Origin of the sequence: Stutzerimonas urumqiensis, assembly GCF_003640395.1 — a bacterium.
GTDB lineage: Bacteria > Pseudomonadota > Gammaproteobacteria > Pseudomonadales > Pseudomonadaceae > Stutzerimonas > Stutzerimonas urumqiensis.
The window spans coordinates 25,128-50,391 of sequence record NZ_RBZQ01000009.1 but is presented as its reverse complement, the minus strand read 5'-3'; the positions used below and the strand labels follow the sequence as shown (position 1 = coordinate 50,391).

The window sequence follows — 25,264 nt, the reverse complement described above, 5'->3', positions numbered from 1 at the left end:
CATGACCCACCTCCCGCTGCGCCACGTGCTTCTCCTCGGCCTCGCCCTCTGGCTGATGCCTCTCGTCGCGCTCCAGGCGAGCCCGCGAGAGCTGCAATGGACGGAACTGGTCCCGGCGAACGCACCGCCGCCACCGGAGCCGCTGGCCCGGCACGACCTGTCCCAGCTGGCGGATGTGCTCGCGGCCGAGAGCGGTCCGGCGGCCGTGCAGGAGATGCCGGCCGCACCGGTGGTCCCGGCGCTCGACGGCGTCGAGATCAAGCTGCCCGGCTACGTCGTGCCGCTCGACATGCTCGACGATGGACAGGTGACGGAGTTTTTGCTGGTGCCCTACTTCGGTGCCTGCATCCATGTCCCACCGCCACCGTCCAACCAGATCGTGCATGTGCGCACGGACGAGCCCTTCTTGCAGGAAGCGCTCTGGCAACCGTTCTGGATCGAGGGAGTGCTGCGCGTGGAGGCGGTCAGCAGCGAGCTGGCCGAGGCGGGCTACCGCATGCAGGCCGAGCGCATCTATCCCTACGAAATGCAGTGAAGCGGGCATGGCTCGGGGCTGCGGCCGTTAGCGTTCGAGCCAAGCACATCGAGTGATACTCCATGCCGGGTCACTAGCGCCACACGTCGAACGACTGATCGGTTTCGGCGAGGGTTGGTGACTTCTGCCTTCGGACAATAAGGCGATGGGCTGACGTCGCCTGACCAGCCGAGCCATCGAGCCATCGAGCCTGGATCGCTGAGACAGTTCGACATTCCGAGCGAACAATTGGAGGTTCCAAGGGCGGCGGTGCGGTTCCAAGCCAATCCGCCGGAGCCTGAGGGAGGCGAGCTCTTGCCGTGCTCCGTCCCGCATGGCGCTCACCCCAGCGCCTCACGACCGCAAGCGAGCTCGCTCCGATCTACAGCGTGGTCGAGTCGGTCCACCGCCTGCGATGAGACGGTGGAGAGCCAGCATCAGCCGGCGTGCGCCAGCTGACGTTCACGCTCGAAGCTCAGCTCGCTCTCGGCCCACTCGCGCCAGGCCCGCACCTTGGATCGCTCGGCACCGGCGCGCTCGGCCTGCTTCAAGGCATCGAGCCCGGCTTGCCAGCGCGATTGCTCCAGCTCAAGTTGCGCCAAGTGCAGCCAGTACTTGGCCGACCCCGAGCTCTGTGCCAGGCGCCGGTAGGCATCGGCCGCCGCCTCGCGATCACGCGCCTGCCACCAGAGCGTGGCGAGCCGCTCGGTGCGCTTCGGGTTGCGCTCGAGCAGGCCGGCGTCGAGCATCCCGTCGAGCAGCCGGGCACCCTGCCAGGGCTGGCCGGCTGCGCTGGCCAGTAGCACCAGGTTGTCGAGCTGCTCCTCGGTGAAGGCGATGCCCTTGAGCTTCGCCGCGCGCAGGGTTGCCAGCGCGCGGTGGTCGCTGCCCGCCATCTGTTGCAGGCCCGCCAGTTGCCACCAGCCCTTGGCGTTATCCGGCCGGCGCATCAACAGTTTGCGCTGCCAGCGCTCCGCTTCCTTGAAGCGCTTGAGTTCCGCATTGCCGGCAACCAGCAGTTGCAGCCAGGCGTCGTCCGCCTGTGGATGGGCCGTGACGTAGCGCTCGGCCAGTGGCAGCGCCTTGGTGTGCTGACCGAGGCCCTGATAAGCCTGGACCAGCATCTTCAGCCGGTCTTCATCGGCATTGGCGGGCAGCGGTGCCATCAGCTGCACGACCTTGGCGAAGCGCCCTTCCGCCAGGTTCAAACGCGCCAGGTTCAGCTTTTCATTGGCGAGCAGCGTGTCGTCCAGCTTGCCGCTGGCGACGGCCTTCTCGAGCCATTCCAGCGCTTCGCGGTTGTCGCCCTCGGCCCAGGCGAGGTAACCGCGGCTGCGCCAGATCAGAGCCTGCTCGAGCGTCCCCGCCTTCGGTTCGACGCTCTGCAAGGCTTGCCTGGCCTGGGCATAGTTGCCTTTGTCCTGCGCCGTACGAGCCTGCTCGAGCGCCTTGAACACGGACGGATCGATGGTCTGCGCCGCATACGCCGGCGCCATCAGGAGAAGCAACGAGAGCATCAGGTAGCGCATGTCAGCGATCTCCTTCGAGACGGAAATGCAGGGTCTTGACGGCTTCACGAGCGACCGCGAGGCCGTTCTCGGTACGCGGTGCGAAGCGCCAGCGGGCCGCCGCGCGACGGGCCTCGCGGTCGAACACGTTGCGAGGCGAGGCCTCCAGCACGCGGATGTTCTCCACCCGCCCTTCCGGGGTGATGGTGAACGCGAGCTTGATATAGCCCTCGATGCCCTGCTGGCGCGCACGATAGGGATACTCGGGGCGGACATCATTGAGCGGCATCACCTCCTGCTCCGGCCCACCGGCCTGGCCACCGGACGGCGGACTGGCGCTGGGTGGCGGTGCGGCGGCCGGCGCTGCGGTCAGCCCGGCGAGGCTGGGCGTCGGGGCCGCGGCGACCGAGATGCCGGTTGCCACGGTCGGCAGTTGCAGATCGAGACTCGGCAGGTTGGCATCCGGCGTCGCGGCCTGAGGCCGAGGCGGGGTTGGCGGCTGCGGCGTCTGGGGCTGCGGCGGTTGCGGCGCCTGTTGGCGAGTGCGCGTGGCGGTCTCCTCGTTTCGGCCGTCCATGCGCACGAAATTGGCGATGGCGATCGGCTCGTCGATCGCGTCGCTGCGTGGCGGCGTGACCATGCTCAGCATCAGCATGAACAGAACCACCGCCACCGCGCAGGCGCCAGCAAAGGAGAACGCCAGGCGAATCATGGCGCACCCGTGGTGGCAGCGAGGGCGACGTCTTCGACCCCGGCCAGGCGCGCCTGATCCATAACCGCCACGACCAGCCCGGTGCGCGCGTCCTGGTCGGCCTGGACGACGACCGCACCGTCCGGCTGGTCGACACGCAGCCGTTCGACGTGCGCACGTACGCTGCGTACGTCGACGACCTTCTTGTCGATCCACACTTCGCCATCGGCGGTCACGGCGATGAGGATGTTGCCCTTGTCCTGCGCGCTGGCGGTGTCGGCTTGCGGCCGAGCGACCTCGACCCCCGACTCCTTGATGAACGAGCTGGTGACGATGAAAAAGATGAGCATGATGAAGACCACGTCGAGCATCGGCGTGAGATCGATGCCCGTGTCTTCGTCCTGCTGATAATGGTGGCGACGCATACGCATGCAATCAGATCCTCAATCGTGACGCAGCTGGTCGGCCAGCCGGTCCAGTGCCTGGCGGGCATTTCGCTCGAGGCGCGCCAGGCTGAACAATCCCGTGATGGCCAGCACCATGCCGGCCATCGTCGGCAGGGTGGCTTGCCAGACCCCCGCAGCCATGCCGCGCGGATTGCCGGTGCCATTGAGCGCGAGCACGTCGAATACCGCGATCATCCCGCTGACCGTGCCGAGCAGGCCGAGCAGCGGACATAGCGCGACGAGCATCCGGGTCAGGCGCAGTGGCGTGGTCAGCTGCAATTGCGCCTGCGACAGCCAGGCCAGGCGAATCGACCGTTGCCAGCCGTCGTCCGATCCGCCCGGCAGCCGCTGCCAGGCGAGCTGACGCGCGGCGACCCAGCCCGGAAAGACGCGCCGCATGAACCACAGCCGCTCGAACACCAGCGTCCAGTAGATGACGCACAGCCCGGCCAGCGCCCACATCACCACGCCGCCGGCGGCCATGAAATCGAGCAGCGCATGCGCACCGTCGATCAGGCTCATCCAGTACGTGTGGAGTTCACTCACGGCGCGGGGCTCCAGACAGGTGCAGCGCCACCAGGCCAGCGCTCTGCTGCTCGAGGATCTGGATCAAGGCCTTGCTCCGGCTGCTCAGCAAGGCATGCAGGAAGAGCAGCGGAATGGCGACGACCAACCCCTCGACGGTGGTGACGAGCGCTTGGGAAATACCATCGGCCATCAGCCTGGAATCGCCGCCACCGCTCTGGGTGATGGCCTGGAAGGTGACGATCATGCCGGTCACGGTCCCGAGCAGGCCGAGCAGCGGCGCGACGGCACTGAGCAGCTTGAGCAGCGGCAGGCCGCGCTCGAGCGGCGGCGCCTCCTGCAGGATCGCCTCGTCGAGCTTGAGTTCCAGTGTCTCGAGATCGCCGAGCTTGGGGTTCGGCCCCAGTACGCCGATGACACGGCCCAGCGGGTTGTCGTTGCGTGGCTGACCGATGTCATCCAGCTGCCGGTTGATCTTGCGCCCGACGCGAGCGAGATAGGCCATTCGCCACGCCGCCAGGAGCAGCCCGAGCACCCCGAGCGCGATGATCACCCAGCCGACCAGACCGCCCTGCTGCAGGCGATCCCACAGACCCGGCTGGCGCTGAAGCTGTGCCAGCAGCACACCCCGCGTCGGATCGATCGCCAGCGGTGCCAGCGCCCCGTCCGCGTCGAGGTACGCATCGACCAGTGCACCGCCATCGGGCTGGCGCGCCGGAGCCAGCAGCTCGTCGGCATCGGCGTCGTAACGCAGGAAGCGATCCCCCGCGTACGCCGAGAACGCACCGACCCGCAGCACCGGCTGACGAACCTGCTGGCCATCCGCCTCGACCACCGGCAGCTCGACCTGCTCGATCCGACCGCTCGCCGCCAGATCTTCGAGCAGCGTCATCCAAAACCCTTCGAGGTCCTCGGCCGAGGGCAGCGCGCGGCTTTCGGCCAGCGCCTGCAGGCGCTCGAGCCGATCAGGGAATTGCACGTTCAGCAGGCTGTCGTGCCACTGCCCGGCGATGTCGCCGGCGCTCTGCCTTACCACGCCGAACAACTCGCCAAGATGGCCCACGCGCTGGGTCAGGAGCGCCTGCTGTTCGGCCAACGCGGTTTCCTGGCTATCGAACTCGGCCTTCAAGCGCTCGGACTCGGCCTTTTGCGCCGCGAGCGCGGCATTGGCCTCGGCCAGCCGTGCGGCCTGCTTGCCACGGTCAGCGAGAAATGCCTGCTCCCGCGCCTGCATGGCATCGACTTCGGCGGCGCGCTCCTGACGCACGCGCTCGAGCAGCTGGTCGGGACTCAGGGTCGGTGCGGCGTGCACGCTGAACGTCAAGGCCGCCAGGACAAGCGAAACAAACACACGGCTCATCGAGCGGCCTCCTTGGCCAGGGTGCGGATTGGCAGTTCGAGGAAGGCAGGGGCCTGTTGCTGACGCGCGGTGGCGATCGCCTGGGCGATCGGACGGCGCGCGCTGGAGTCCAGCACTTCCCACTGGTCGGTCTGCGGATTCCACCAGCCACTCTCGTGGCCATCCAGCGTCTGGTAATACAGCATCGCCCGACCCAGCCGCAGGAACTCGACGCTGCGCGGCTCGCCATCGCCCGCGGCCAGTTCACCGCGCCAGGCTTCGAGCGTGCGGCCATAGTCACTCTCGATCTGGTACGCCTCGAGGATCCGGCGGTACTTCTCGGCCAGCGAGACATCGGCGCGCGGCAGCAGCTCCTGGAGCTCCGCGATGCGATCGGCTCGCTCGTCCGGCAGGAACGGCAGGTCGGCCTGAACGAACTCGGTCAGCACCTCGACCATCCGGCTCATCAGCGGCGTGACCGCCTGCTGGGTCTGCTCGATGCCTTGAAGCTGCCGATCGAGACTGGCCAGCTCGCCCCGCTGCGCCTCGACCAGCTCGCGCAGCTGCGCGTTGTAGCGCTCCAGCGCCTCGGCCTGCTGCACCGCGTTGCGGTACTCGTTGAGCATCTTGCGGGTTTCATCGTCGAGCGCCTCGATCCGAGCCTGGGAGGCCTTGGCGTCTTCCGCCAGGCGTTGGCTCTCATCCAGCGCCTGATCCAGCGGCGCGGCCTGCAGCGTCATGCAGCAAGGCAGCAGAGCGAGCGCCAGAAGGCGCGGCTTTAGGGCGGGCATGTGGGTTCCTTGCAGACGGTAAACCAGAAAAGAGAAACATTATCATCCGCGGACTGGCGGCATGCAACCCAGACAACTCGCCGCAGGGGGCCACGGGTGTTCATTGAGCTGGATCAAAAATGACAAAACGGGCGGCGCTCACCATTTCCCCATCGAAACGGTCATCCCCGATGGAGTTCATCATGCGCAACGCCCTGTTTTCGCTCTCCGTTCTCGCCCTGGCACTTTCTTCCCCGATCGCCCTGGCCCACCAGGCCGGCGACATCATCGTCCGCGCCGGCGCCATTACGGTCGATCCACGGGAAAACAGCGACGACATCTGGGTCGGTGCCCACAACACCGATGTCGCCGGGACGAAAGCGACGCTGGACAGCGACACCCAACTGGGCCTGAACTTCGCCTACATGCTGACCGACCATGTCGGCCTCGAGCTGCTGGCGGCCACCCCCTTCAGCCACGACGTCGGTGTCGCCGGCATGCCGGGTCCGTTCCAGGGTCTCAACGGGCAATTGGGCGAGCTCAAGCACCTGCCGCCGACCGTCAGCGTGGTGTATTACCCGTTGCAGGCCAGCTCCGCGCTGCAACCCTATGTCGGCCTGGGCCTCAACTACACCTGGTTCTTCGATACCGAACTGACCAGCGAGGCCGAAGGCAAGGGCTTCACCGGGCTGGACCTTGACGACTCGTGGGGCCTGGCCGGCCAAGTCGGGGTCGACTACATGCTGACCGACCGCATCCTGCTGAACGGCCAGGTGCGCTACATAGACATCGACACAACCGGCACCACCGAATATGCCGGTGCCAAGGTCGAAGTCGACGTGGATGTCGACCCCTGGGTGTACATGGTCGGCCTCGGCTACAAGTTCTGATCGGAAAAAAGGCGCCGTTCAGGCGCCTTTTCTTTCCCGCAGCAATCGCTCCAACCCTTCTCGCATGCCGACTGGCTCAGCCAGCGCATAGCAGGCCCGCAAACGCGAATTGTCGGCCAGCGAATGGCGGATATCTCCGCTTCGCGGCGCGCTGTAGTCGACCTGCAATGGCCGACCGAGCCATCCCTCGATGAGCGCGAGCAGCTCGTTCAGAGATGTCGAGCGACCATGCCCGACATTGACCGGCCCGAGCACCGGCTGTGCGGCATCGAGCCCCTGGAGCAACAGCGCGACCAGATCATCGATGTAAAAGAAGTCGCGCGTCTGTTCGCCATCACCGTAGATGGTGATCGGCGCGCCGCTACAGGCCCGCTCGGTCAGGATGCTGATAACACCCGAATAGGGCGATGCCGGATTCTGCCGCGGCCCATAGATGTTGAAAAAGCGCCAGATCACCGGCTCGAGACCGTGCTGCCGACGATAGAAATCCAGGTACTGCTCACTCGCCAGCTTGTCGACCGCATAAGGCGTCAGCGGCGCCGTGGTCGTCGTCTCGCCGATCGCCCGTCCTTCGCCCTGATTGCCATACACCGCCGCACTGGAAGCGAAGAGAATTCGCCGAACGCCTTCCTGACGCATGGCCTCGCAAAGATTCAGCGTGCCCACCAGATTCGTCCGGTGGGTGCCAAGCGGGTCTTCCACCGACGCCTGGACGGAGGCAACCGCCGCCAGATGCACGACCGCCCGGCAGCCGGCAACCGCGCCGGTTACGGTCGCAAGATCGCCGACGTCGCCTTCGATGACGGTCAGTCGGGGATGGGTTGCCAGGTTGTCCAGGGAGCCGGCGGACAGATTGTCCAGCACCCGAACCTGCTCACCGCGCGCCAGCAGGGCATCGACCAGATGCGAGCCGATGAAGCCGGCCCCTCCGGTGACGAGAATCGGTTGGTCAGGCATGGTCGTTGAATCGCTCCAGAAGGCCCGGCAGACCGGCGCGCCAGGCGCGCGGCTTGATGCCGAAGGTGTTGAAGATTTTCTTGCAGGCCAGCACCCCATGCTGCGGCTCGATGCGGGCATCCTCGCAATCCGCGTGGGCCGTCGGCCTCAGGCATTCGGGGGTCAGGTCGCGGCTCTTGCTCGCTTCCGACAGAATCGCCTGCCCCACCACCAAGGGCGTAGCCGCCTCGTGGCCGCCATAGTGATAGGTGCCCCACAGGGGAGCGCCGCAATCGAGCTGCTTGAGAATGGCGAGGATGACCCTGGCCGCGTCGTTCACCGGGGTCGGGTTACCGCGACGATCATCGGCCACGATCAGCGGTTCGCACGCTTCGGCACGCGCGAGAAAACGCCCAAGCACGCCGTCCGGGCTATCGTCGAGCAACCAGCCGAACCTGAGCAGCACGTGACGAGGACAGCGGCTGCGAATGCCCTGCTCCATGCCGACCAGGGCACGCCCGCGCTCGTCCAGCGGCGAGACGTCATCCTTTTCGCTATAGGCCGTCGCACGAATCCCGTCGAATACGCGGTAGCTGGACGGTTGCAGAAGGATCGACTCGTAATGCTGGCAGAGTTCGGCCAGCCGCTCGACCGCCTGCTCCTGGAGCGCCAGGCGCTCGGCCGGAACATGGCTGGCCTGGAACCAGTCGTGGTAGTACGCGAGATTGATGACGGCCGATGGCCGGTGTTCATCCAGCACAGCCGTGAGGGTGGCGGAGGTCCAGCCCTGCGTCGGCATTCGCGGCGCGATGAAGGCCAGGTCGTCATCGGCGCCGAGGCGGATCAGCGCCTGACCGAGGGCATTACCACCGCCCAACAGCATCAGGCGCATACGCATGGATCAGCGGTACCTCAGAACGGAATGTCGTCGTCGAAGCTGTCGTAGTCCGGCGCCGGCTGCTGAGCGGCCGGTTGCGCTTGCGACTGACGAGGCGCCTGCTGCGGCTCGCGCTGCGGTCGTGGCTGACGCGGTGCGTCATCGCCGCCACTGCCGCCGCGGCCGCCGAGCAACTGCATGGTGCCGTTCATGTCGACGACGATCTCGGTGGTGTAGCGATCCTGCCCGTCCTGGCCCTGCCACTTGCGGGTCTGCAACCGGCCCTCGATGTAGCACTGGCTGCCCTTGCGCAGGTATTCGCCAGCGATCTCGGCGACCTTGCCGAACAGCACGACGCGGTGCCATTCGGTGCGTTCCTGAAGCTGGCCGGACTGCTTGTCCTTCCAACTGTCGGTGGTGGCCAGCGTGATGTTGGTCACCGCATTGCCGTTGGGCATGTAGCGGGTTTCCGGATCACCGCCGACGTTGCCGACCAAGATGACTTTATTCACCCCTCTGGCCATGAGGTAACTCCTGTTGTAGGTGGAGGTTCGGCCGCCGATGGGCGACGCGATCGAAGGTCGGGCATCTTACCGCAGGCCCCGGCAGCCATCCAACCGGACCGCGGCCGGGGCGGGATGACCATCACGCCGCAGCGTCGACCATCAGTACACGATCCAGGGCCGCCCGATCGAGTTGCTGGCTGTCGACCTTGACGTAGGCAGCCTGCTCGTCGGGAACGACCACCGCGTCGGTGACGCCGGGCACGGCGCGAAGCCGCGCCGGCAGATCGGCCAGCCCCAGCGCGCCAGCAGCGAGCGGTAGGCGAAGGCTGGTGACATAGGGCGGCTCCGCCATGCGCAAGACCACGCCCAGCCAGAGCAGGCAAAGCAGCGCACAGCCGCCGAAGACCAGTCCAAGCCCGCCCAGTTGATAGAACCAGCCACCCAGCACGCCGCCCAAGGCGGCACCGAGAAACTGGCTGGTGGAATAGACCCCCATCGCAGTGCCCTTGCCGCCAGCTGGCGCGACCTTGCTGATCAGCGAAGGCAGCGACGCCTCGAGCAGGTTGAACGCCGTGAAGAACACCACGATACCCGCCACCAGCGCGGCCAGGCTGCTGCCGAACAGCAGGAAGAACAGCTCGCAGAGCAACAGCACGGCCACTGCACCCAGCAGCACTCGGCGCATCTGCCGCTTCTTCTCGCCATAGATGATGAACGGCACCATGCCGAAGAAGCCCACCAGCAGCGCCGTCAGGTAGACCCACCAGTGCTCGTCCTTCGCCAGCCCGCCTTGCTCGACCAGGGCGAGCGGCAGAGCGACGAAGCTCGCCATGAGGATGGCGTGCAGCGACAGAATGCTGAAATCCAGTCGAAGCAGATCGGGATGGCGCAGCGTCGGGCCGAGGGCCTGCCGCGCGACGCCCGACTCACGATGCCGCAGATGCGTCTGCGCGCGCGGCACCAGCGCGACCAGGCCCATGCCGATGAGCGCCATGCCAGCGGTGACCCAGAACAGGCCCGCCAGGCCGAAGGCACGGGTCAGCAGCGGCCCGGCCACCATCGCCACGGCGAACGACAGCCCGATGCTCATCCCGATCATGGCCATCGCCTTGGTGCGGTGCTGCTCGCGCGTGAGATCCGACAGCAGCGCCATGACCGCCGCGGAAATCGCTCCGGCGCCCTGCAGAATTCGCCCCGCGATGACGCCCCAGATGCTATCCGCCGATGCCGCCAGCGCGGCGCCCGCCGCAAAGACAAGCAGGCCGACATAGATGACCGGCAACCGGCCGATGCGATCGGAAAGTACACCGAAGGGAATTTGCAGCAGCGCCTGGGTCAAACCATAGGCACCGATGGCCAGCCCGATCAGCGCCGGCGTGGCGCCTTCGAGGTCCATGCCATAGGTCGCCAGCACGGGCAGCACCATGAACATGCCCAGCATGCGAAACGCGAACACCAGTGCCAAGGCACCGGCCGCGCGCGTTTCCCGGGCACTCATGCGGTCGCTGTGAGGGTCGTGCATCGGGAGTCTCGCTCGATTGAACCGGGCGGCGATTCTAGCAGCACACCCCTGCCCGGCACAGGCGCGGTGCTTTGCCGCCCTCTTCCGGGCAGCCGTATACTCACCGGTTTCCCGCCCGCCATGCGAGGCTGTCTTGGACAAGATCCTGATTCGTGGGGCCCGTACCCACAACCTGAAGAACATCGACCTCACACTGCCGCGAGACAAGCTGGTGGTCATTACCGGGCTGTCTGGCTCGGGCAAGTCATCGCTGGCATTCGACACTCTTTATGCCGAAGGCCAACGGCGCTATGTCGAGTCACTGTCGGCTTACGCACGCCAGTTTCTCTCGATGATGGAGAAGCCCGACGTCGACACCATCGAGGGGCTGTCGCCGGCGATCTCCATCGAGCAGAAATCCACCTCGCACAATCCCCGCTCGACCGTAGGCACCATCACCGAGATCTACGACTACCTGCGCCTGTTGTACGCCCGTGTCGGCACGCCGCGCTGCCCCGACCACGACGCGCCGCTTGAGGCGCAAACAGTGAGCCAGATGGTCGATCAGGTGCTCGCGCTGCCCGAAGGCAGCAAGCTGATGCTGCTGGCGCCGGTCATTCGTGAGCGAAAGGGCGAGCACCTTGCGGTGTTCGACGAGATGCGCGCGCAAGGCTATGTGCGTGCACGGGTCAACGGCCGGCTCTACGAGCTCGACGAGCTGCCGAAGCTGGACAAGCAGAAGAAGCACTCGATCGATGTCGTCGTCGACCGCTTCAAGGTCCGCGCGGATTTGCAGCAACGGCTGGCCGAATCATTCGAAACCGCCCTCAAGCTGGCCGACGGGATCGCACTGGTCGCGCCGATGGACGACGAAGAACGCGGCGAAGAACTGATCTTCTCGGCCCGCTTCGCCTGTCCGGTGTGCGGTCATTCGATCAGCGAGCTCGAACCCAAGCTCTTTTCGTTCAACAATCCGGCCGGTGCCTGTCCGACCTGCGATGGTCTTGGCGTCAAGCAATTCTTCGATGCGAAGCGGTTGGTCAATGGCGAGCTGACCCTGGCCGAGGGAGCGATTCGCGGCTGGGACCGGCGCAACGTCTATTACTTCCAGATGCTCAGCTCGCTGGCCTCGCATTACGGCTTCAGCCTGGACGTCCCGTTCGATGCCCTGTCGGCGGACCAGCAGAAAGTGGTCCTGCGCGGAAGCGGTCGCGAGAGCGTTGAGTTCCGCTACCTGAACGACCGCGGCGACATCGTCAAACGCGCCCATCCGTTCGAGGGCATCATTCCCAATCTCGAACGGCGTTACCGCGAGACCGAGTCGACCACCGTGCGCGAAGAGCTGGCCAAGTTCCTCAGCACGCAGCCCTGCCCTGAATGCCTGGGGACCCGCCTGCGCCGTGAGGCCCGGCATGTCTGGGTCGGCGACAAGACGCTGCCCGCGGTCACCGGCCTGCCGGTAGGCGACGCCTGTGGCTACTTCGGCGAGCTGAGCCTGAGCGGCAGGCGCGGCGAGATCGCCGACAAGATCCTCAAGGAAATTCGCGAGCGCTTGCAGTTTCTGGTCAATGTAGGGCTCGACTACCTCACCCTCGATCGCAGCGCCGACACACTCTCAGGCGGCGAGGCGCAGCGCATTCGCCTGGCCAGCCAGATTGGCGCCGGGCTGGTGGGTGTGATGTACATCCTCGACGAGCCGTCGATCGGCCTGCATCAGCGCGACAACGAGCGCTTGCTCGGCACGCTCACGCACCTGCGCGACCTCGGCAACACCGTGATCGTCGTCGAGCATGACGAGGACGCCATCCGGCTGGCCGACTACGTCGTGGACATCGGCCCTGGCGCGGGCGTACACGGTGGGCAGGTGGTTGCCGAGGGGACGCCCGGCGACATCATGTCGCATCCGGATTCCCTGACGGGGAAATACCTGTCCGGCCGGGAGACCATTCGCTACCCCGCCGAGCGCACGCCTCGGGACAAGGCCAAGGTACTGACCTTGAAGGGTGCTCGCGGCAACAACCTGCGCAACGTCGAACTCGAGATTCCCGTTGGCCTGCTGACTTGCATCACCGGTGTTTCCGGGTCCGGCAAGTCGACGCTGATCAACAACACGCTCTTCCCGATCACCGCCACTGCGCTCAACGGCGCCACGACGCTGGAGGTCGCGCCCTACGACAGCTTCGATGGCATGAACCATCTGGACAAGGTCGTCGATATCGATCAGAGCCCGATTGGTCGTACGCCACGCTCCAACCCGGCCACCTACACCGGGCTTTTCACGCCCATTCGCGAACTCTTCGCCGGTGTACCGGAAGCGCGTTCGCGCGGCTATGGGCCTGGGCGCTTCTCCTTCAACGTCAAGGGCGGCCGCTGCGAGGCTTGCCAAGGCGACGGGGTCATCAAGGTCGAGATGCACTTCCTGCCCGATATTTACGTCCCCTGCGATGTCTGCAAGGGCAAGCGCTACAACCGCGAGACGCTGGAGGTGAAGTACAAAGGTCGCAGCATTGACGAGGTGCTGGAGATGACTATCGAGGAGGCGCGGAGCTTCTTCGATCCGGTACCAGCGATTGCACGCAAGCTTCAAACGCTCATCGACGTGGGGCTGTCGTACATCAAGCTTGGCCAGAGCGCGACGACCTTGTCGGGCGGCGAAGCACAACGGGTGAAGCTGTCGCGCGAGCTGTCGAAACGCGACACGGGCAAGACGCTGTATATCCTCGACGAGCCGACCACCGGCCTGCATTTCTCGGACATTCAGCAACTGCTGGATGTGCTCCATCGCCTTCGTGATCATGGCAACACGGTGGTGGTGATCGAGCACAACCTGGATGTCATCAAAACCGCCGACTGGATCGTGGATCTTGGCCCCGAGGGCGGCTCGAAAGGGGGCCAGATCATCGCCAGCGGAACGCCGGAACAGATCGCCGTCTGTGCGCAGTCTCACACCGGTCACTTCCTCAAACCATTGCTGGCGCGAGACCGGCAGGCGAGAGGCTGATCGGCAGCCACGGAGCAGGCGACGGCCAGGTATCGCGTCGCCCCCAAAGAAAAGACCGGGCATCGCCCGGTCTTTTCTTCTCACGCCGCATTGCCAGGTCAGGCAATTTCGCTTGGATCGATGCCGAGCCCTGTGGCGATACCGGCGCCATACGCCGGATCGGCTTTGACGAAGTGCGCCAACTGACGAAGTTGAACATCCCGGCTGACCGACTGCATCGCGCCAACGATGTTCGCGATGAGCAGCGCCCGCTGATCTTCGTTCATCAGCCGGAACAGCGCTCCGGCGTGGCTGTAATAGTCGGTATCTTCGCGCTGATCGTACCGGTGCGCTGCACCCTCCAGCGCCAGCGGTGGCTCTGCATAGGCCGGCGCCTGCTTCGGTGCATCGGCATAGCTGTTCGGCTCGTAGTTGGGTGCCGCCCCGCCGTTGCCGTCAAACCGCATCGCACCATCACGCTGATAGTTGCGGTACGGGCACTGCGGCGCGTTCACCGGAAGCTGCTGGAAGTTCGTTCCGATCCGATAGCGATGGGCATCCGCATAAGCGAACACCCGGCCTTGCAGCATGCGGTCCGGAGACAAGCCGACACCCGGCACCACATTGCTGGGCGCAAACGCCGCCTGCTCGACTTCGGCGAAATAATTCAGCGGGTTGCGGTTGAGCTCGATCACGCCCACCTCGATCAGCGGGAACGCCTTCTGCGACCAGGTTTTGGTGACATCGAACGGATTTTCGTGATGACGGGCGGCCTGCTCCTCGCTCATGACCTGCATGCATACGCGCCACTTCGGGAACTCTCCACGCTCGATCGCCTGGAAGAGATCAAGCTGCGCATAGTCCGGATCGGTACCGGCGAGGCGCGTCGCCTCGGCCGGTGAAAGATTCTTGATGCCCTGCAGCGACTTGTAGTGCCACTTGACCCAATGCCGCTCGCCGCGCGCATTGATCACGCTGAAGGTATGGCTGCCAAAACCGTGCATGAAGCGGTAGCCATCCGGGATACCACGGTCCGAGAACAATACGGTGATCTGGTGCAGCGCCTCCGGTGAGTGCGACCAGAAATCCCACTGCATCTGAGCGTTCTTCAGGTTCGTCTGAGGATCCCGCTTCTGGGTATGAATGAAATCAGGAAACTTCAACGGATCGCGCAGGAAGAACACGGGGGTGTTGTTCCCCACGACATCCCAGTTGCCTTCCTCGGTATAAAACTTGACGGCGAACCCTCGGGGGTCTCGTTCGGTATCAGCCGACCCCCGCTCGCCCCCCACCGTCGAAAAGCGCAAGAACATCGGCGTTTGCTTGCCAACCGACTCGAACAACTTCGCGCTGCTGTAGCGGGTAATGTCCTGGCTGACGGTGAAGGTACCGTAGGCGCCGGAACCCTTGGCATGCACGCGGCGCTCCGGAATGACTTCCCGGTTGAAATGCGCAAGCTTCTCTACAAGATGGAAATCATCAAGCAACAACGGGCCGCGCGGCCCAGCGGTACGGGAGTTCTGGTTGTCCGCAACGGGAATTCCGCTCGCGGTCGTAAGTGTCGTGTGCTGGCTCATTCGTTGCTCCTTAAGCTTTACCAACCGCCGTTCTGGCTTGCTGGAAAATTAACGGAGCGTCGCCGATCGAGCTAATTTATTGAATCAAGCGAAGCGATAGATAAGACCGAGCTACAGCATGGCAGCCGGGTTTGCCAGACCGCCGCTAGCTGTGATCTCTCAGTAGGTTGTTCATCCGGCGGTCGAGCCCCTTGATTCGATGCCCTCAACAGGGCTTGCAGACTGAGGACGCAGCTCAGGCCCCGGTATCAGGGCGCGTACTGGCTAATATGGCTAAGGCGCTTCGGGTAGAGCGGTGAAACTGGCTTGCAAGAACGCTCGCCACGCTCCTAGCACTGCGCCCGTGCGGCATCCGCAGCGCTGATGGCCAGCTCATTTAAGTGCTTTGTAAACGCAAAACCTATCGATGGATTGCCGGCACGGGTCAAGAACCGACCCCTGTCCCGGCCCGTCGCTCACGTTCAATCGCGGGCTCTGTCCGCAACGAACCGTCAGGGATCGAATTGCAGCGACGCCTGGGTAGGACCAGCGACGGACCGTCTTATGGGCAGCTTGGTACACACGGAACATATGCCCTCGACCTTAAGTGACCCAGCCGGTGCGATCTACAGATGCACAGTGGCAAAAAAAACCGGGCCTTAGCCCGGTTTCTTACTTACCACTCGGTTACTCAGCGGCTTGAACGTCGCCAGCAACAGGACGATCGACCAGCTCAACATAAGCCATAGGCGCGTTATCGCCAGCACGGAAACCGCACTTCAGAATACGCAGATAACCGCCTTGACGGTTGGCGTAGCGCTTGCCCAGATCGTTGAACAGCTTACCGACCGCTTCCTTCGAACGAGTACGATCGAACGCGAGACGACGATTGGCAACACTGTCTTCCTTGGCCAGGGTAATGAGCGGCTCCGCAACACGGCGCAGCTCCTTGGCTTTCGGAAGCGTGGTCTTGATCAGTTCGTGCTCGAACAGCGACACCGCCATGTTCTGAAACATGGCCTTGCGGTGGGAGCTGGTACGGCTCAGGTGACGGCCACTTTTACGATGACGCATGATTCAAATTCCTTACCAAACCTACAGTTCGGTGACTAAGGGACGTCAGGCAGTCGCCTTGTCGTCCTTCTTGAGACTTGCCGGCGGCCAGTTATCGAGGCGCATACCGAGGGACAGACCACGAGAGGCGAGGACATCCTTGATCTCTGTCAGGGACTTCTTGCCCAGGTTCGGCGTCTTCAACAGCTCGACTTCGGTGCGCTGAATCAGATCACCGATGTAATAGATGTTCTCTGCCTTCAGGCAGTTTGCCGAACGAACGGTCAGCTCGAGGTCGTCGACCGGACGGAGCAGAATCGGATCGATCTCGTCTTCCTGCTCGATGACAACCGGCTCGCTCGCACCTTTCAGATCCACGAACGCTGCCAACTGCTGCTGCAGGATAGTCGCGGCACGGCGGATCGCTTCCTCAGGGTCCAGCGTGCCATTGGTTTCAAGATCGATGACCAGCTTGTCCAAGTTGGTACGCTGCTCAACACGCGCATTCTCGACCACATAGGCCACGCGACGAACCGGGCTGAAGGTGGCATCGAGCTGAAGACGGCCGATGCTGCGGCTCTCATCTTCATCACTCTGCCGCGCATCTGCTGGCTCGTAACCGCGACCACGCGCAATCTTGAGCTTCATGTTGAGCGCACCATTGGCTGCCAGATTGGCGATCACATGATCGCCATTGACGATTTCGACATCATGATCCAGTTGGATATCGGCGGCGGTAACCGGGCCCGCTCCCTTCTTCACCAGATTCAGGGTCACTTCATCGCGGCCGTGCAGCTTGATGGCGAGTCCCTTCAGGTTAAGCAGGATCTCGATGACATCTTCCTGTACGCCTTCGATCGCGCTGTACTCATGAAGTACACCGTCGATCTCGGCCTCTACCACGGCACAGCCGGGCATCGAGGACAACAAAATACGACGCAGCGCGTTGCCCAGGGTGTGGCCGAAACCCCGCTCGAGCGGCTCGAGCGTGATCTTGGCGCGGGTCGGACTGACCACCTGCACATCGATATGGCGGGGGGTCAGGAACTCATTTACCGAACTCTGCATGGATACACCTATTTTCTAGCCCTTACTTGGAGTAGAGCTCGACAATCAGGTTTTCGTTGATGTCGGCGGACAGATCACTGCGAGCCGGCACACTCTTGAACACGCCGGACTTCTTCTCGGCATCCACTTCGACCCATTCCACGCGACCACGCTGAGCGCAGATTTCCAGAGCCTGGGCGATACGAAGCTGATTCTTGGACTTCTCGCGAACGGCAACCACGTCACCAACCTTGACCTGATACGACGGGACGTTCACGGTCTGGCCATTGACGCTGATTGCCTTGTGGGAGACCAGCTGGCGCGACTCGGCACGAGTCGCGCCGAAGCCCATGCGATAAACGACGTTGTCCAGGCGGCACTCGAGCAACTGCAGCAGGTTCTCGCCAGTGGCGCCCTTGCGACGAGCCGCTTCCTTGTAGTAGCTGCTGAACTGGCGCTCGAGCACGCCGTAGATGCGGCGGACCTTCTGCTTTTCACGCAGCTGCGTACCGTAGTCGGACAGCCGGCCACGACGCTGACCATGGACACCTGGCGGTGTCTCGATGTTGCACTTAGATTCCAGCGCACGAACACCGCTCTTCAGGAACAGATCGGTGCCTTCGCGGCGAGACAGTTTGCATTTGGGACCAATATAACGAGCCATTTCTCACTGTCTCCTATTACACGCGACGCTTCTTCGGCGGACGGCACCCGTTGTGCGGGATAGGCGTCACGTCGGTGATGCTGGCAATCTTGTAGCCACAGGCATTGAGCGCACGAACGGCAGACTCACGGCCAGGACCAGGACCCTTGACGTTCACGTCGAGGTTCTTCAAACCGTACTCCAGCGCAGCCTGACCGGCGCGCTCGGCAGCGACCTGAGCTGCAAACGGAGTGCTCTTACGCGAGCCACGGAAGCCTGATCCGCCAGAGGTAGCCCAGGAAAGCGCGTTACCCTGACGATCGGTAATGGTCACGATGGTGTTATTGAACGACGCATGGATGTGGGCGATGCCATCAACCACTGTCTTTTTGACTTTCTTACGAGGACGAGCAGCAGGTTTTGCCATGATTCAGATTCCTGTCGATTCGCGAATGCGATTACTTGCGGATCGGCTTACGCGGGCCCTTGCGGGTACGCGCGTTCGTCTTGGTCCGCTGACCGCGAACGGGAAGACCGCGACGATGACGAAGGCCGCGATAGGCACCCAGGTCCATCAGACGCTTGATCTTCATGTTGACTTCGCGACGCAGGTCACCCTCGGTGGTGAGCTTTGCGACTTCGCCACGCAACTGTTCCAGCTGCTCGTCGGACAGATCCTTGATTTTCGCCGACGGATTTACGCCGGTAGCGGCACAGATACTCTGCGCAGTGGTGCGACCAACACCGTAGATATAGGTCAGCGAGATAACAGTGTGCTTGTTATCCGGAATGTTGACGCCTGCAATACGGGCCATTCAGTGAAACTCCAAGTGACAGCTACCTACGCCCCGGAAGCCAAGAAAAGGGCGCGAGATATTAGCGCTGTAGTAATAAAGATACAACCCGGCAGCGCACTAGCTGCCGGGCTATCACGCGTGAGTCACACTCAGCCTTGGCGCTGCTTGTGGCGTGGCTCCGCACTGCAGATCACTCGCACGACACCGTCGCGACGGATGATCTTGCAGTTGCGGCACAGCTTCTTGACCGATGCACGAACTTTCATCACCAACTCCTCGAACCTTACGGGACAATCAGCGCAGCATTCCGCTGCCGTAGCCCTTCAGGTTGGCTTTCTTCATCAGGGAGTCGTACTGGTGCGACATGAGGTGTGATTGCACTTGCGACATGAAATCCATCACCACCACGACAACGATCAGTAACGAGGTCCCGCCAAGGTAGAACGGCACGTTGGCTGCCACGACCAGAAACTGAGGCAGCAGGCACACGGCCGTCATATAAAGGGCACCGAACAAGGTCAAGCGCGTCAGAACGCCATCGATGTAGCGTGCCGACTGCTCACCCGGACGAATACCTGGAATAAAGGCACCCGACTTCTTAAGGTTCTCCGCTACATCCTTGGGGTTGAACATCAAGGCTGTATAGAAGAAACAGAAGAAAATAATGCCCGCACTGAACAGCAGAATATTCAGCGGCTGCCCAGGCGCAATGGCTTGAGCAACATCCTGCAGCCATCCCAGACCTTCGGACTGGCCAAACCAGGAACCAAGCGATGCAGGGAACAGCAACAGGCTGCTGGCAAAGATTGCCGGTATGACACCCGCCATGTTCACTTTCAAGGGCAAATGACTGGTTTGCGCCGCGAAGACTTTTCGCCCTTGCTGACGCTTGGCGTAATGAACCGCGATACGCCGTTGCCCACGCTCGATGAACACGACGAAACCGATGATCGCTATTGCCAGCAAACCAACTGCAAGCAGCGCAATGATGTTGATGTCGCCCTGGCGAGCCGACTCGAACGACTGACCAAGTGCACCTGGCAGCCCGGCCACGATCCCTGCAAAGATCAGCATGGAGATACCGTTGCCAATCCCACGCTCGGTGATCTGCTCACCCAACCACATCATGAACATTGCGCCAGCGACAAAGGTAGTCACGGCCAGGAAATAGAAGGCAAAGTCGTTGCTGAACGCAACGCCCTGCCCCGCAAGCCCGACGGACATCCCGACTGCCTGCACGATCGCCAAGACGAGCGTGCCATAACGGGTGTACTGACTGATCTTGCGGCGACCGGCCTCGCCTTCCTTCTTCAACTGCTCCAACTGAGGGCTGACCGCAGTCATGAGCTGCATGATGATCGAAGCCGAGATGTACGGCATGATCCCAAGCGCAAAGATGCTCATGCGCTCCAGCGCCCCGCCGGAAAACATGTTGAACAGGCTAAGAATGGTCCCCTCGTTCTGCCGAAAAAGCTCCGCCAGCCGATCGGGATTGATGCCGGGCACAGGTATGTGCGCACCAATCCGATAGACGATGATCGCCATGAGCAAGAAGCGCAGGCGCGCCCAAAGCTCGGACAGCCCGCCGTTACTCAGCGCAGAGAGAGCACCTTGCTTAGCCATTTATTCCTCGAACTTGCCGCCAGCTGCTTCGATAGCCGCACGCGCACCCTTGGTGGCGGCGATACCCTTCAGAGTCACTGCGCGACCAACCTCACCAGACAGCATCACTTTGACGCGCTGCACATTCTGGTTAATGACGTTGGCATCCTTGAGCGACTGCACGCTGACCACATCGCCCTCGACCTTAGCCAGCTCGGATGTACGGACTTCCGCGCGATCCATCGCCTTCAAGGAAACGAAACCGAATTTCGGTAGACGACGATGCAGCGGCTGCTGACCACCCTCGAACCCCGGCGCGATTTTCCCGCCAGAACGCGAAGTCTGCCCTTTGTGACCGCGGCCGCCGGTCTTTCCGAGGCCGCTACCGATACCACGACCCGGACGCAGCTTTTCACGGCGAGCGCCAGGCGCGGAGCGTAGATCATTCAGATGCATGGCTTAGCCCTCCACACGCAGCAGGTAGTAGGCCTTGTTGATCATCCCGCGGTTCTCCGGAGTGTCTTGCACTTCGACGCTGTGACCAATGCGACGCAGGCCAAGACCCTTGACGCAAGCCTTGTGATTCGCCAGGCGCCCGTTCAGGCTCTTCACCAGCGTGACTTTGACAGTTGCATTAGCCATGGTTAGAGAATCTCCTCGACGCTCTTGCCGCGCTTGGCTGCAACCGACTCGGGCGACTGCATGGCCTTCAAGCCCTTGAAGGTGGCATAGACCACGTTCACGGGGTTGGTCGATCCATAGCACTTAGCCAGAACGTTATGCACGCCAGCGACTTCCAGGATCGCACGCATGGCACCACCAGCGATGACACCGGTACCTTCCGATGCAGGCTGCATGTAAACCTTCGATGCACCGTGCGCCGACTTAACCGGGTACTGCAGCGTCGCGCCGTTCAGATCCACTTGGATCATATTGCGCCGAGCCGCTTCCATCGCTTTCTGGATCGCAGCAGGAACCTCACGCGATTTGCCGCGGCCGAAGCCGACACGACCTTTGCCATCACCCACGACGGTCAAGGCGGTAAAGGTAAAGATCCGACCGCCTTTGACGGTTTTGGCGACTCGGTTAACCTGAACCAGCTTCTCGATGTAGCCTTCGTCGCGCTTTTGCTCGTTATTTGCCATAACTTAGAACTCCAGCCCGCCTTCACGAGCAGCATCAGCCAGTGCCTTGACACGACCGTGATATTTGAAGCCAGATCGATCGAATGCAACCTGAGTGACACCGGCTGCCTTCGCGCGCTCAGCGACTAGCTGGCCCACTTTCTTGGCTGCATCGACATTGCTGGTTCCGCCGCCACGCAGTGCTTCGTCCAGAGTAGAAGCGCTGGCGAGCACCTTGCCGCCATCGGCCGCGATGACCTGGGCGTAGATGTGTTGGGAAGAGCGGTACACGCAGAGGCGTACGGCTTCCAGCTCGCGCATTTTCAGGCGTGCCTTGCGAGCGCGACGCAGACGAGTTTCTTTCTTTACGCTCATTTGCTATGCCCTACTTCTTCTTAGCTTCTTTACGATGGACGACTTCGTCAGCGTAACGAACGCCCTTGCCCTTATAAGGCTCAGGACGACGGAAGTCGCGTATCTCAGCAGCCACCTGACCGACCAACTGCTTGTCGATACCCTTGATGAGGATATCGGTTTGCGATGGAGTCTCAGCTGTGATGCCTTGCGGCAGCTGATAGTCGATGGGATGCGAGAAACCTAGCGCCAGTGACAATACTTGGCCCTTGGCCTGCGCCTTGTAGCCAACGCCAACCAGTTGGAGCTTACGCTCGAAGCCCTGGCTTACGCCGACGACCATATTGTTTACCAGCGCACGCGTGGTACCGGCCATGGCCTTGTTTTGCTGGTCGCCATTACGTGCCGCAAAACGAAGCTCACCAGATTCCTGGACCACTTCAACGGACGGATGGACGCTCAGTTCGAGAGCTCCCTTGGAGCCCTTCACCGACAGCTGCTGGCCTGCAAGGCTAACTTCGACACCAGCAGGCAGCTTGACGGGGTTTTTAGCAACGCGAGACATGCTTATCCCCCCTTAGAACACAGTGCAAAGCACTTCGCCGCCGACGCCTGCAGCGCGAGCGGCACGATCGGTCATCACACCTTTGTTGGTGGAGACAATCGAAACGCCCAAGCCACCGCGAACTTTCGGAAGCTGGTCGACGGACTTGTACTGGCGCAGGCCAGGACGACTAATGCGCTTGAGCTCTTCGATAACCGGACGGCCTTCGAAATACTTGAGCTCGATGGACAGCAACGGCTTGGCGTCGCTGCTGATCTGGTAACCCGAAATATAACCTTCGCTCTTAAGAACGTCGGCTACTGCCACCTTCAGCTTGGAAGACGGCATGCTAACCACGGTCTTCTCAGCCATCTGGGCATTACGGATACGAGTTAGCATGTCCGCTAACGGGTCCTGCATACTCATGGGCTTGATGCTCCTGACAACGAATATAGCCTTTCGGCCTGATTTTCCAAGCCGAATGCGGGCTCAGAAGAGCCGGTCATTCTAGAGACCGGCCAGAAATGAATCAAGCCCCGTTGGGGCTTGATTCATTAACAGCTCGGGCGGACATTCCGCCCGAATGATTTACCAGCTGGCTTTAACCAAGCCTGGTACATCTCCGCGCATGGCGGCCTGACGCAGCATGTTGCGCCCCAAGCCGAATTTGCGGTAATAGCCGTGCGGGCGACCAGTAATGCGGCAGCGGTTACGCAGGCGCGATGCGCTAGCGTCACGGGGCTGCTTCTGCAGTGCGACCTGAGCTTCCCAACGCTCCTCCGGAGAGGAGGCCGGGCTGACGATGATTGCCTTCAGCGCAGCCCGCTTCTGGGCATACTTCGCCACCGTCTGCTGACGCTTCAGCTCGCGATTCTTCATGCTCTGCTTAGCCATGGACTTACTCCAATCAGGTACGGAACGGGAAGTTGAAAGCACGCAGCAATGCGCGACCTTCATCATCCGTCCGAGCAGTAGTGGTCAGCGTAATATCCAGACCGCGCAGCGCATCGATCTTGTCGTAATCGATTTCCGGGAAAATGATCTGCTCTTTTACACCCATGCTGTAGTTACCGCGGCCATCAAAGGACTTGGCATTCAGCCCGCGGAAGTCACGAACCCGCGGCAGGGAGATTGACAGCAAACGATCCAGGAACTCATACATGCGATCGCGACGCAACGTGACCTTGACACCGATCGGCCAGCCTTCACGAATCTTAAAGCCAGCAATCGACTTGCGAGCGTAAGTCACGATCGGCTTCTGTCCGGTGATCTTCTCAAGGTCGGCCACTGCGTTTTCGATGACCTTCTTGTCACCCACCGCTTCGCCAAGACCCATGTTCAGGGTGATTTTGGTAACGCGCGGAACTTCCATCACGTTGGCCAGCTTCAGCTCTTCCTTCAGCTTGGGCGCGATGTCTTTCCGGTAAATCTCTTTAAGTCGTGCCATGGTATCTACCTAGCAGTGCTCAAGCATCGACCGCTTTCTGGGTCGACTTGAAGACGCGAATTTTCTTGCCGTCCTCAACCTTGAAACCCACGCGATCTGCTTTGTTGGTCTCACCATTGAAAATGGCGACGTTAGAGACGTGCAATGGCGCCTCTTTTTCGACGATGCCACCCTGAACACCGGCCATTGGGTTGGGCTTGGTGTGGCGCTTGATCAAGTTCACACCGCCGACGATCAGTCGATCGTCAGCCAAAACCTTGAGCACCTTACCGCGCTTGCCCTTGTCTTTGCCGGCAATCACGATGATCTCGTCATCACGACGAATCTTTTGCATGACGGCTACTCCTTACAGCACTTCAGGGGCGAGCGAGACGATCTTCATGAATCGCTCGGAGCGAAGTTCACGAGTCACCGGCCCGAAGATACGGGTTCCGATCGGCTCCTGCTTGTTGTTCAGGAGCACGGCGGCATTGCCATCGAAACGGATGATCGAGCCATCAGGGCGACGAACACCGTGACGGGTACGCACGACCACCGCAGTCATGACCTGGCCCTTCTTGACCTTGCCACGAGGAATCGCTTCCTTGACGGTCACTTTGATGATGTCGCCGATACCGGCGTAGCGGCGATGAGAACCGCCGAGCACCTTGATGCACATCACACGACGCGCGCCACTGTTATCGGCGACGTCGAGCATGGATTGAGTCTGAATCATATAAGTTCTCCGACCCCTAGCCCTTAGACTTCGACGGCACGTTCGATGACGTCAACCAGCATCCAGGACTTGGTCTTGGCCATCGGGCGTGTTTCCCGAATGGTGACTTTGTCTCCGATCTTGCACTGGTTGCTCTCGTCGTGAGCATGGAGCTTTGTCGAGCGCTTGACGTATTTGCCGTAGATCGGGTGCTTGACTCGACGCTCGATCAGAACGGTGATGGTCTTGTCCATTTTGTCACTGACGACGCGGCCGGTCAGCGTACGGACGGTTTTCTGAGCTTCAGCCATAATTACTTACCTGCCTGCTGGTTGAGCACAGTCTTGACACGAGCGATGTCGCGCTTGACTTGCGAGAGCAGGTGCGACTGCCCCAACTGGCCGGTCGCTTTCTGCATACGCAGATTGAACTGATCGCGCAGCAGCCCGAGCAGTTGCTCGTTCAGCTCCTGGGCGGATTTCTCACGAAGTTCATTCGCTTTCATCACATCACCGTCCGCTTAACAAAGGAGGTGGCGAGTGGCAGCTTCGCAGCCGCCAAGGCAAACGCCTCGCGCGCCAACTCTTCGGAAACACCCTCGATCTCGTAGAGCACCTTGCCCGGCTGAATCTGGGCTACCCAGTACTCGACGTTACCCTTGCCCTTACCCATACGAACTTCGAGGGGCTTCTTGGTGACGGGCTTGTCGGGGAAAACGCGGATCCAGATCTTACCGCCACGCTTCACGTGACGGGTCAGCGCTCGACGCGCCGCTTCGATCTGGCGTGCCGTCAAGCGGCCGCGAGAAACAGACTTCAGCGCGAATTCGCCGAAGCTAACCTTACTACCGCGCTGAGCCAGGCCACGGTTGTGCCCGGTCATCTGCTTGCGGAATTTTGTACGCTTTGGCTGCAACATTT

The 25,264-nt window shown here is 62.1% G+C and carries 34 protein-coding genes; 3 read left to right on the top strand and 31 right to left on the bottom strand.

What is annotated here, in order from left to right; translation table 11 throughout:
- The first annotated feature begins 1 nt into the window (after nt 1).
- On the top strand, nt 2–535 hold the full coding sequence (locus tag D7325_RS16495) for a DUF3299 domain-containing protein (RefSeq protein WP_425452326.1): 534 nt from the start codon (nt 2–4) through the stop codon (nt 533–535).
- 416 nt (nt 536–951) lie between these two features.
- On the opposite strand, the gene D7325_RS16490 is transcribed toward D7325_RS16495, so the two are convergent.
- The 6 genes from D7325_RS16490 to D7325_RS16465 are packed head-to-tail and all read right to left on the bottom strand — an operon-like array spanning nt 952 to nt 5,814.
- A complete protein-coding gene (locus D7325_RS16490; protein ID WP_120997546.1) occupies nt 952–2,043 on the bottom strand; it encodes a tetratricopeptide repeat protein in 1,092 nt (363 codons plus the stop codon).
- Between the two features lies 1 nt (nt 2,044).
- Nucleotides 2,045–2,734 carry a TonB family protein gene (locus tag D7325_RS16485; protein ID WP_120997545.1) on the bottom strand — a complete coding sequence of 230 codons (690 nt, stop codon included), beginning with the start codon at nt 2,732–2,734 and terminating at the stop codon, nt 2,045–2,047.
- Nucleotides 2,731–3,144 (bottom strand): ExbD/TolR family protein, encoded by a 414-nt coding sequence (locus tag D7325_RS16480; RefSeq protein WP_120997544.1) that lies wholly within the window; start codon nt 3,142–3,144, stop codon nt 2,731–2,733. The genes D7325_RS16485 and D7325_RS16480 overlap by 4 nt, the downstream gene beginning before the upstream one ends.
- Before the next feature lie 12 nt (nt 3,145–3,156).
- Entirely contained in the window at nt 3,157–3,681 is a 525-nt protein-coding gene (locus D7325_RS16475; protein ID WP_425452328.1) for a MotA/TolQ/ExbB proton channel family protein, read from the bottom strand.
- A gap of 16 nt (nt 3,682–3,697) precedes the next feature.
- A complete protein-coding gene (locus D7325_RS16470) occupies nt 3,698–5,044 on the bottom strand; it encodes a MotA/TolQ/ExbB proton channel family protein (RefSeq protein ID WP_120997542.1) in 1,347 nt (448 codons plus the stop codon).
- Nucleotides 5,041–5,814, bottom strand: coding sequence for a DUF3450 domain-containing protein (locus D7325_RS16465; protein ID WP_120997541.1), 774 nt, complete (start codon nt 5,812–5,814; stop codon nt 5,041–5,043). The genes D7325_RS16470 and D7325_RS16465 overlap by 4 nt, the downstream gene beginning before the upstream one ends.
- A 182-nt stretch (nt 5,815–5,996) precedes the next feature.
- On the opposite strand from D7325_RS16465, the gene D7325_RS16460 reads away from it, so the two are divergent.
- Nucleotides 5,997–6,683: an OmpW/AlkL family protein gene (locus D7325_RS16460; protein ID WP_120997684.1), complete on the top strand. Its 687-nt coding sequence runs from the start codon at nt 5,997–5,999 to the stop codon at nt 6,681–6,683.
- 18 nt (nt 6,684–6,701) lie between these two features.
- Here D7325_RS16460 and D7325_RS16455 read toward each other — a convergent pair whose 3' ends face one another.
- The 4 genes from D7325_RS16455 to D7325_RS16440 all read right to left on the bottom strand — a co-directional run bounded on the left by D7325_RS16455 (nt 6,702) and on the right by D7325_RS16440 (nt 10,524).
- On the bottom strand, nt 6,702–7,640 hold the full coding sequence (locus tag D7325_RS16455; RefSeq protein ID WP_120997540.1) for an NAD-dependent epimerase/dehydratase family protein: 939 nt from the start codon (nt 7,638–7,640) through the stop codon (nt 6,702–6,704).
- Nucleotides 7,633–8,517, bottom strand: a complete 885-nt coding sequence (locus tag D7325_RS16450) for a sugar nucleotide-binding protein (protein ID WP_120997539.1) — start codon at nt 8,515–8,517, stop codon at nt 7,633–7,635. The genes D7325_RS16455 and D7325_RS16450 overlap by 8 nt, the downstream gene beginning before the upstream one ends.
- A 14-nt stretch (nt 8,518–8,531) precedes the next feature.
- Nucleotides 8,532–9,020 carry a single-stranded DNA-binding protein gene (gene ssb, locus D7325_RS16445; RefSeq protein ID WP_120997538.1) on the bottom strand — a complete coding sequence of 163 codons (489 nt, stop codon included), beginning with the start codon at nt 9,018–9,020 and terminating at the stop codon, nt 8,532–8,534.
- Between the two features lie 121 nt (nt 9,021–9,141).
- Nucleotides 9,142–10,524: an MFS transporter gene (locus tag D7325_RS16440; protein WP_120997537.1), complete on the bottom strand. Its 1,383-nt coding sequence runs from the start codon at nt 10,522–10,524 to the stop codon at nt 9,142–9,144.
- Nucleotides 10,525–10,657: 133 nt separating this feature from the next.
- On the opposite strand from D7325_RS16440, the gene uvrA reads away from it, so the two are divergent.
- Complete coding sequence (gene uvrA / locus D7325_RS16435; protein WP_120997536.1) at nt 10,658–13,504, top strand: excinuclease ABC subunit UvrA; 2,847 nt, start codon at nt 10,658–10,660, stop codon at nt 13,502–13,504.
- Nucleotides 13,505–13,602: 98 nt separating this feature from the next.
- On the opposite strand, the gene D7325_RS16430 is transcribed toward uvrA, so the two are convergent.
- The 21 genes from D7325_RS16430 to rplP all read right to left on the bottom strand — a co-directional run bounded on the left by D7325_RS16430 (nt 13,603) and on the right by rplP (nt 25,262).
- The gene (locus D7325_RS16430) at nt 13,603–15,060 is read right to left on the bottom strand and encodes a catalase (RefSeq protein WP_120997535.1); all 1,458 of its coding nucleotides are present in this window, start codon (nt 15,058–15,060) and stop codon (nt 13,603–13,605) included.
- Nucleotides 15,061–15,726: 666 nt separating this feature from the next.
- The gene (gene rplQ, locus D7325_RS16425; RefSeq protein WP_120997534.1) at nt 15,727–16,113 is read right to left on the bottom strand and encodes a 50S ribosomal protein L17; all 387 of its coding nucleotides are present in this window, start codon (nt 16,111–16,113) and stop codon (nt 15,727–15,729) included.
- A gap of 45 nt (nt 16,114–16,158) precedes the next feature.
- The gene (locus D7325_RS16420) at nt 16,159–17,160 is read right to left on the bottom strand and encodes a DNA-directed RNA polymerase subunit alpha (RefSeq protein WP_120997533.1); all 1,002 of its coding nucleotides are present in this window, start codon (nt 17,158–17,160) and stop codon (nt 16,159–16,161) included.
- A 22-nt stretch (nt 17,161–17,182) separates the two neighbouring features.
- A complete protein-coding gene (gene rpsD, locus D7325_RS16415) occupies nt 17,183–17,803 on the bottom strand; it encodes a 30S ribosomal protein S4 (RefSeq protein WP_120997532.1) in 621 nt (206 codons plus the stop codon).
- A 16-nt stretch (nt 17,804–17,819) separates the two neighbouring features.
- Nucleotides 17,820–18,209 carry a 30S ribosomal protein S11 gene (rpsK, locus tag D7325_RS16410; protein ID WP_003093689.1) on the bottom strand — a complete coding sequence of 130 codons (390 nt, stop codon included), beginning with the start codon at nt 18,207–18,209 and terminating at the stop codon, nt 17,820–17,822.
- A gap of 31 nt (nt 18,210–18,240) precedes the next feature.
- Nucleotides 18,241–18,597: a 30S ribosomal protein S13 gene (rpsM, locus tag D7325_RS16405; RefSeq protein ID WP_120997531.1), complete on the bottom strand. Its 357-nt coding sequence runs from the start codon at nt 18,595–18,597 to the stop codon at nt 18,241–18,243.
- A gap of 131 nt (nt 18,598–18,728) precedes the next feature.
- Nucleotides 18,729–18,845 (bottom strand): 50S ribosomal protein L36, encoded by a 117-nt coding sequence (gene rpmJ, locus D7325_RS16400; protein WP_003281814.1) that lies wholly within the window; start codon nt 18,843–18,845, stop codon nt 18,729–18,731.
- A 28-nt stretch (nt 18,846–18,873) separates the two neighbouring features.
- Nucleotides 18,874–20,202: a preprotein translocase subunit SecY gene (gene secY / locus D7325_RS16395; protein WP_120997530.1), complete on the bottom strand. Its 1,329-nt coding sequence runs from the start codon at nt 20,200–20,202 to the stop codon at nt 18,874–18,876.
- Nucleotides 20,203–20,637, bottom strand: coding sequence for a 50S ribosomal protein L15 (gene rplO, locus D7325_RS16390; protein WP_120997529.1), 435 nt, complete (start codon nt 20,635–20,637; stop codon nt 20,203–20,205). It lies immediately after the preceding gene.
- A gap of 3 nt (nt 20,638–20,640) precedes the next feature.
- Complete coding sequence (rpmD, locus tag D7325_RS16385; protein WP_120997528.1) at nt 20,641–20,823, bottom strand: 50S ribosomal protein L30; 183 nt, start codon at nt 20,821–20,823, stop codon at nt 20,641–20,643.
- 2 nt (nt 20,824–20,825) lie between these two features.
- Nucleotides 20,826–21,326 (bottom strand): 30S ribosomal protein S5, encoded by a 501-nt coding sequence (rpsE, locus tag D7325_RS16380; protein WP_120997527.1) that lies wholly within the window; start codon nt 21,324–21,326, stop codon nt 20,826–20,828.
- A 3-nt stretch (nt 21,327–21,329) separates the two neighbouring features.
- Entirely contained in the window at nt 21,330–21,680 is a 351-nt protein-coding gene (rplR, locus tag D7325_RS16375) for a 50S ribosomal protein L18 (RefSeq protein ID WP_120997526.1), read from the bottom strand.
- A gap of 10 nt (nt 21,681–21,690) precedes the next feature.
- Entirely contained in the window at nt 21,691–22,224 is a 534-nt protein-coding gene (gene rplF / locus D7325_RS16370) for a 50S ribosomal protein L6 (protein WP_120997525.1), read from the bottom strand.
- 12 nt (nt 22,225–22,236) lie between these two features.
- Nucleotides 22,237–22,629, bottom strand: coding sequence for a 30S ribosomal protein S8 (rpsH, locus tag D7325_RS16365; protein ID WP_120997524.1), 393 nt, complete (start codon nt 22,627–22,629; stop codon nt 22,237–22,239).
- Between the two features lie 162 nt (nt 22,630–22,791).
- Nucleotides 22,792–23,097, bottom strand: coding sequence for a 30S ribosomal protein S14 (gene rpsN / locus D7325_RS16360; protein WP_120997523.1), 306 nt, complete (start codon nt 23,095–23,097; stop codon nt 22,792–22,794).
- A gap of 13 nt (nt 23,098–23,110) precedes the next feature.
- Nucleotides 23,111–23,650, bottom strand: coding sequence for a 50S ribosomal protein L5 (gene rplE / locus D7325_RS16355; RefSeq protein ID WP_120997522.1), 540 nt, complete (start codon nt 23,648–23,650; stop codon nt 23,111–23,113).
- 19 nt (nt 23,651–23,669) lie between these two features.
- Nucleotides 23,670–23,984: a 50S ribosomal protein L24 gene (gene rplX, locus D7325_RS16350; RefSeq protein WP_120997521.1), complete on the bottom strand. Its 315-nt coding sequence runs from the start codon at nt 23,982–23,984 to the stop codon at nt 23,670–23,672.
- 12 nt (nt 23,985–23,996) lie between these two features.
- Nucleotides 23,997–24,365, bottom strand: coding sequence for a 50S ribosomal protein L14 (gene rplN / locus D7325_RS16345; protein WP_120997520.1), 369 nt, complete (start codon nt 24,363–24,365; stop codon nt 23,997–23,999).
- 23 nt (nt 24,366–24,388) lie between these two features.
- Entirely contained in the window at nt 24,389–24,655 is a 267-nt protein-coding gene (rpsQ, locus tag D7325_RS16340; RefSeq protein WP_120997519.1) for a 30S ribosomal protein S17, read from the bottom strand.
- Nucleotides 24,656–24,657: 2 nt separating this feature from the next.
- On the bottom strand, nt 24,658–24,849 hold the full coding sequence (gene rpmC / locus D7325_RS16335) for a 50S ribosomal protein L29 (RefSeq protein ID WP_120997518.1): 192 nt from the start codon (nt 24,847–24,849) through the stop codon (nt 24,658–24,660).
- Complete coding sequence (rplP, locus tag D7325_RS16330; protein ID WP_028238758.1) at nt 24,849–25,262, bottom strand: 50S ribosomal protein L16; 414 nt, start codon at nt 25,260–25,262, stop codon at nt 24,849–24,851. The genes rpmC and rplP overlap by 1 nt, the downstream gene beginning before the upstream one ends.
- Between the last annotated feature and the right edge of the window lie 2 nt (nt 25,263–25,264).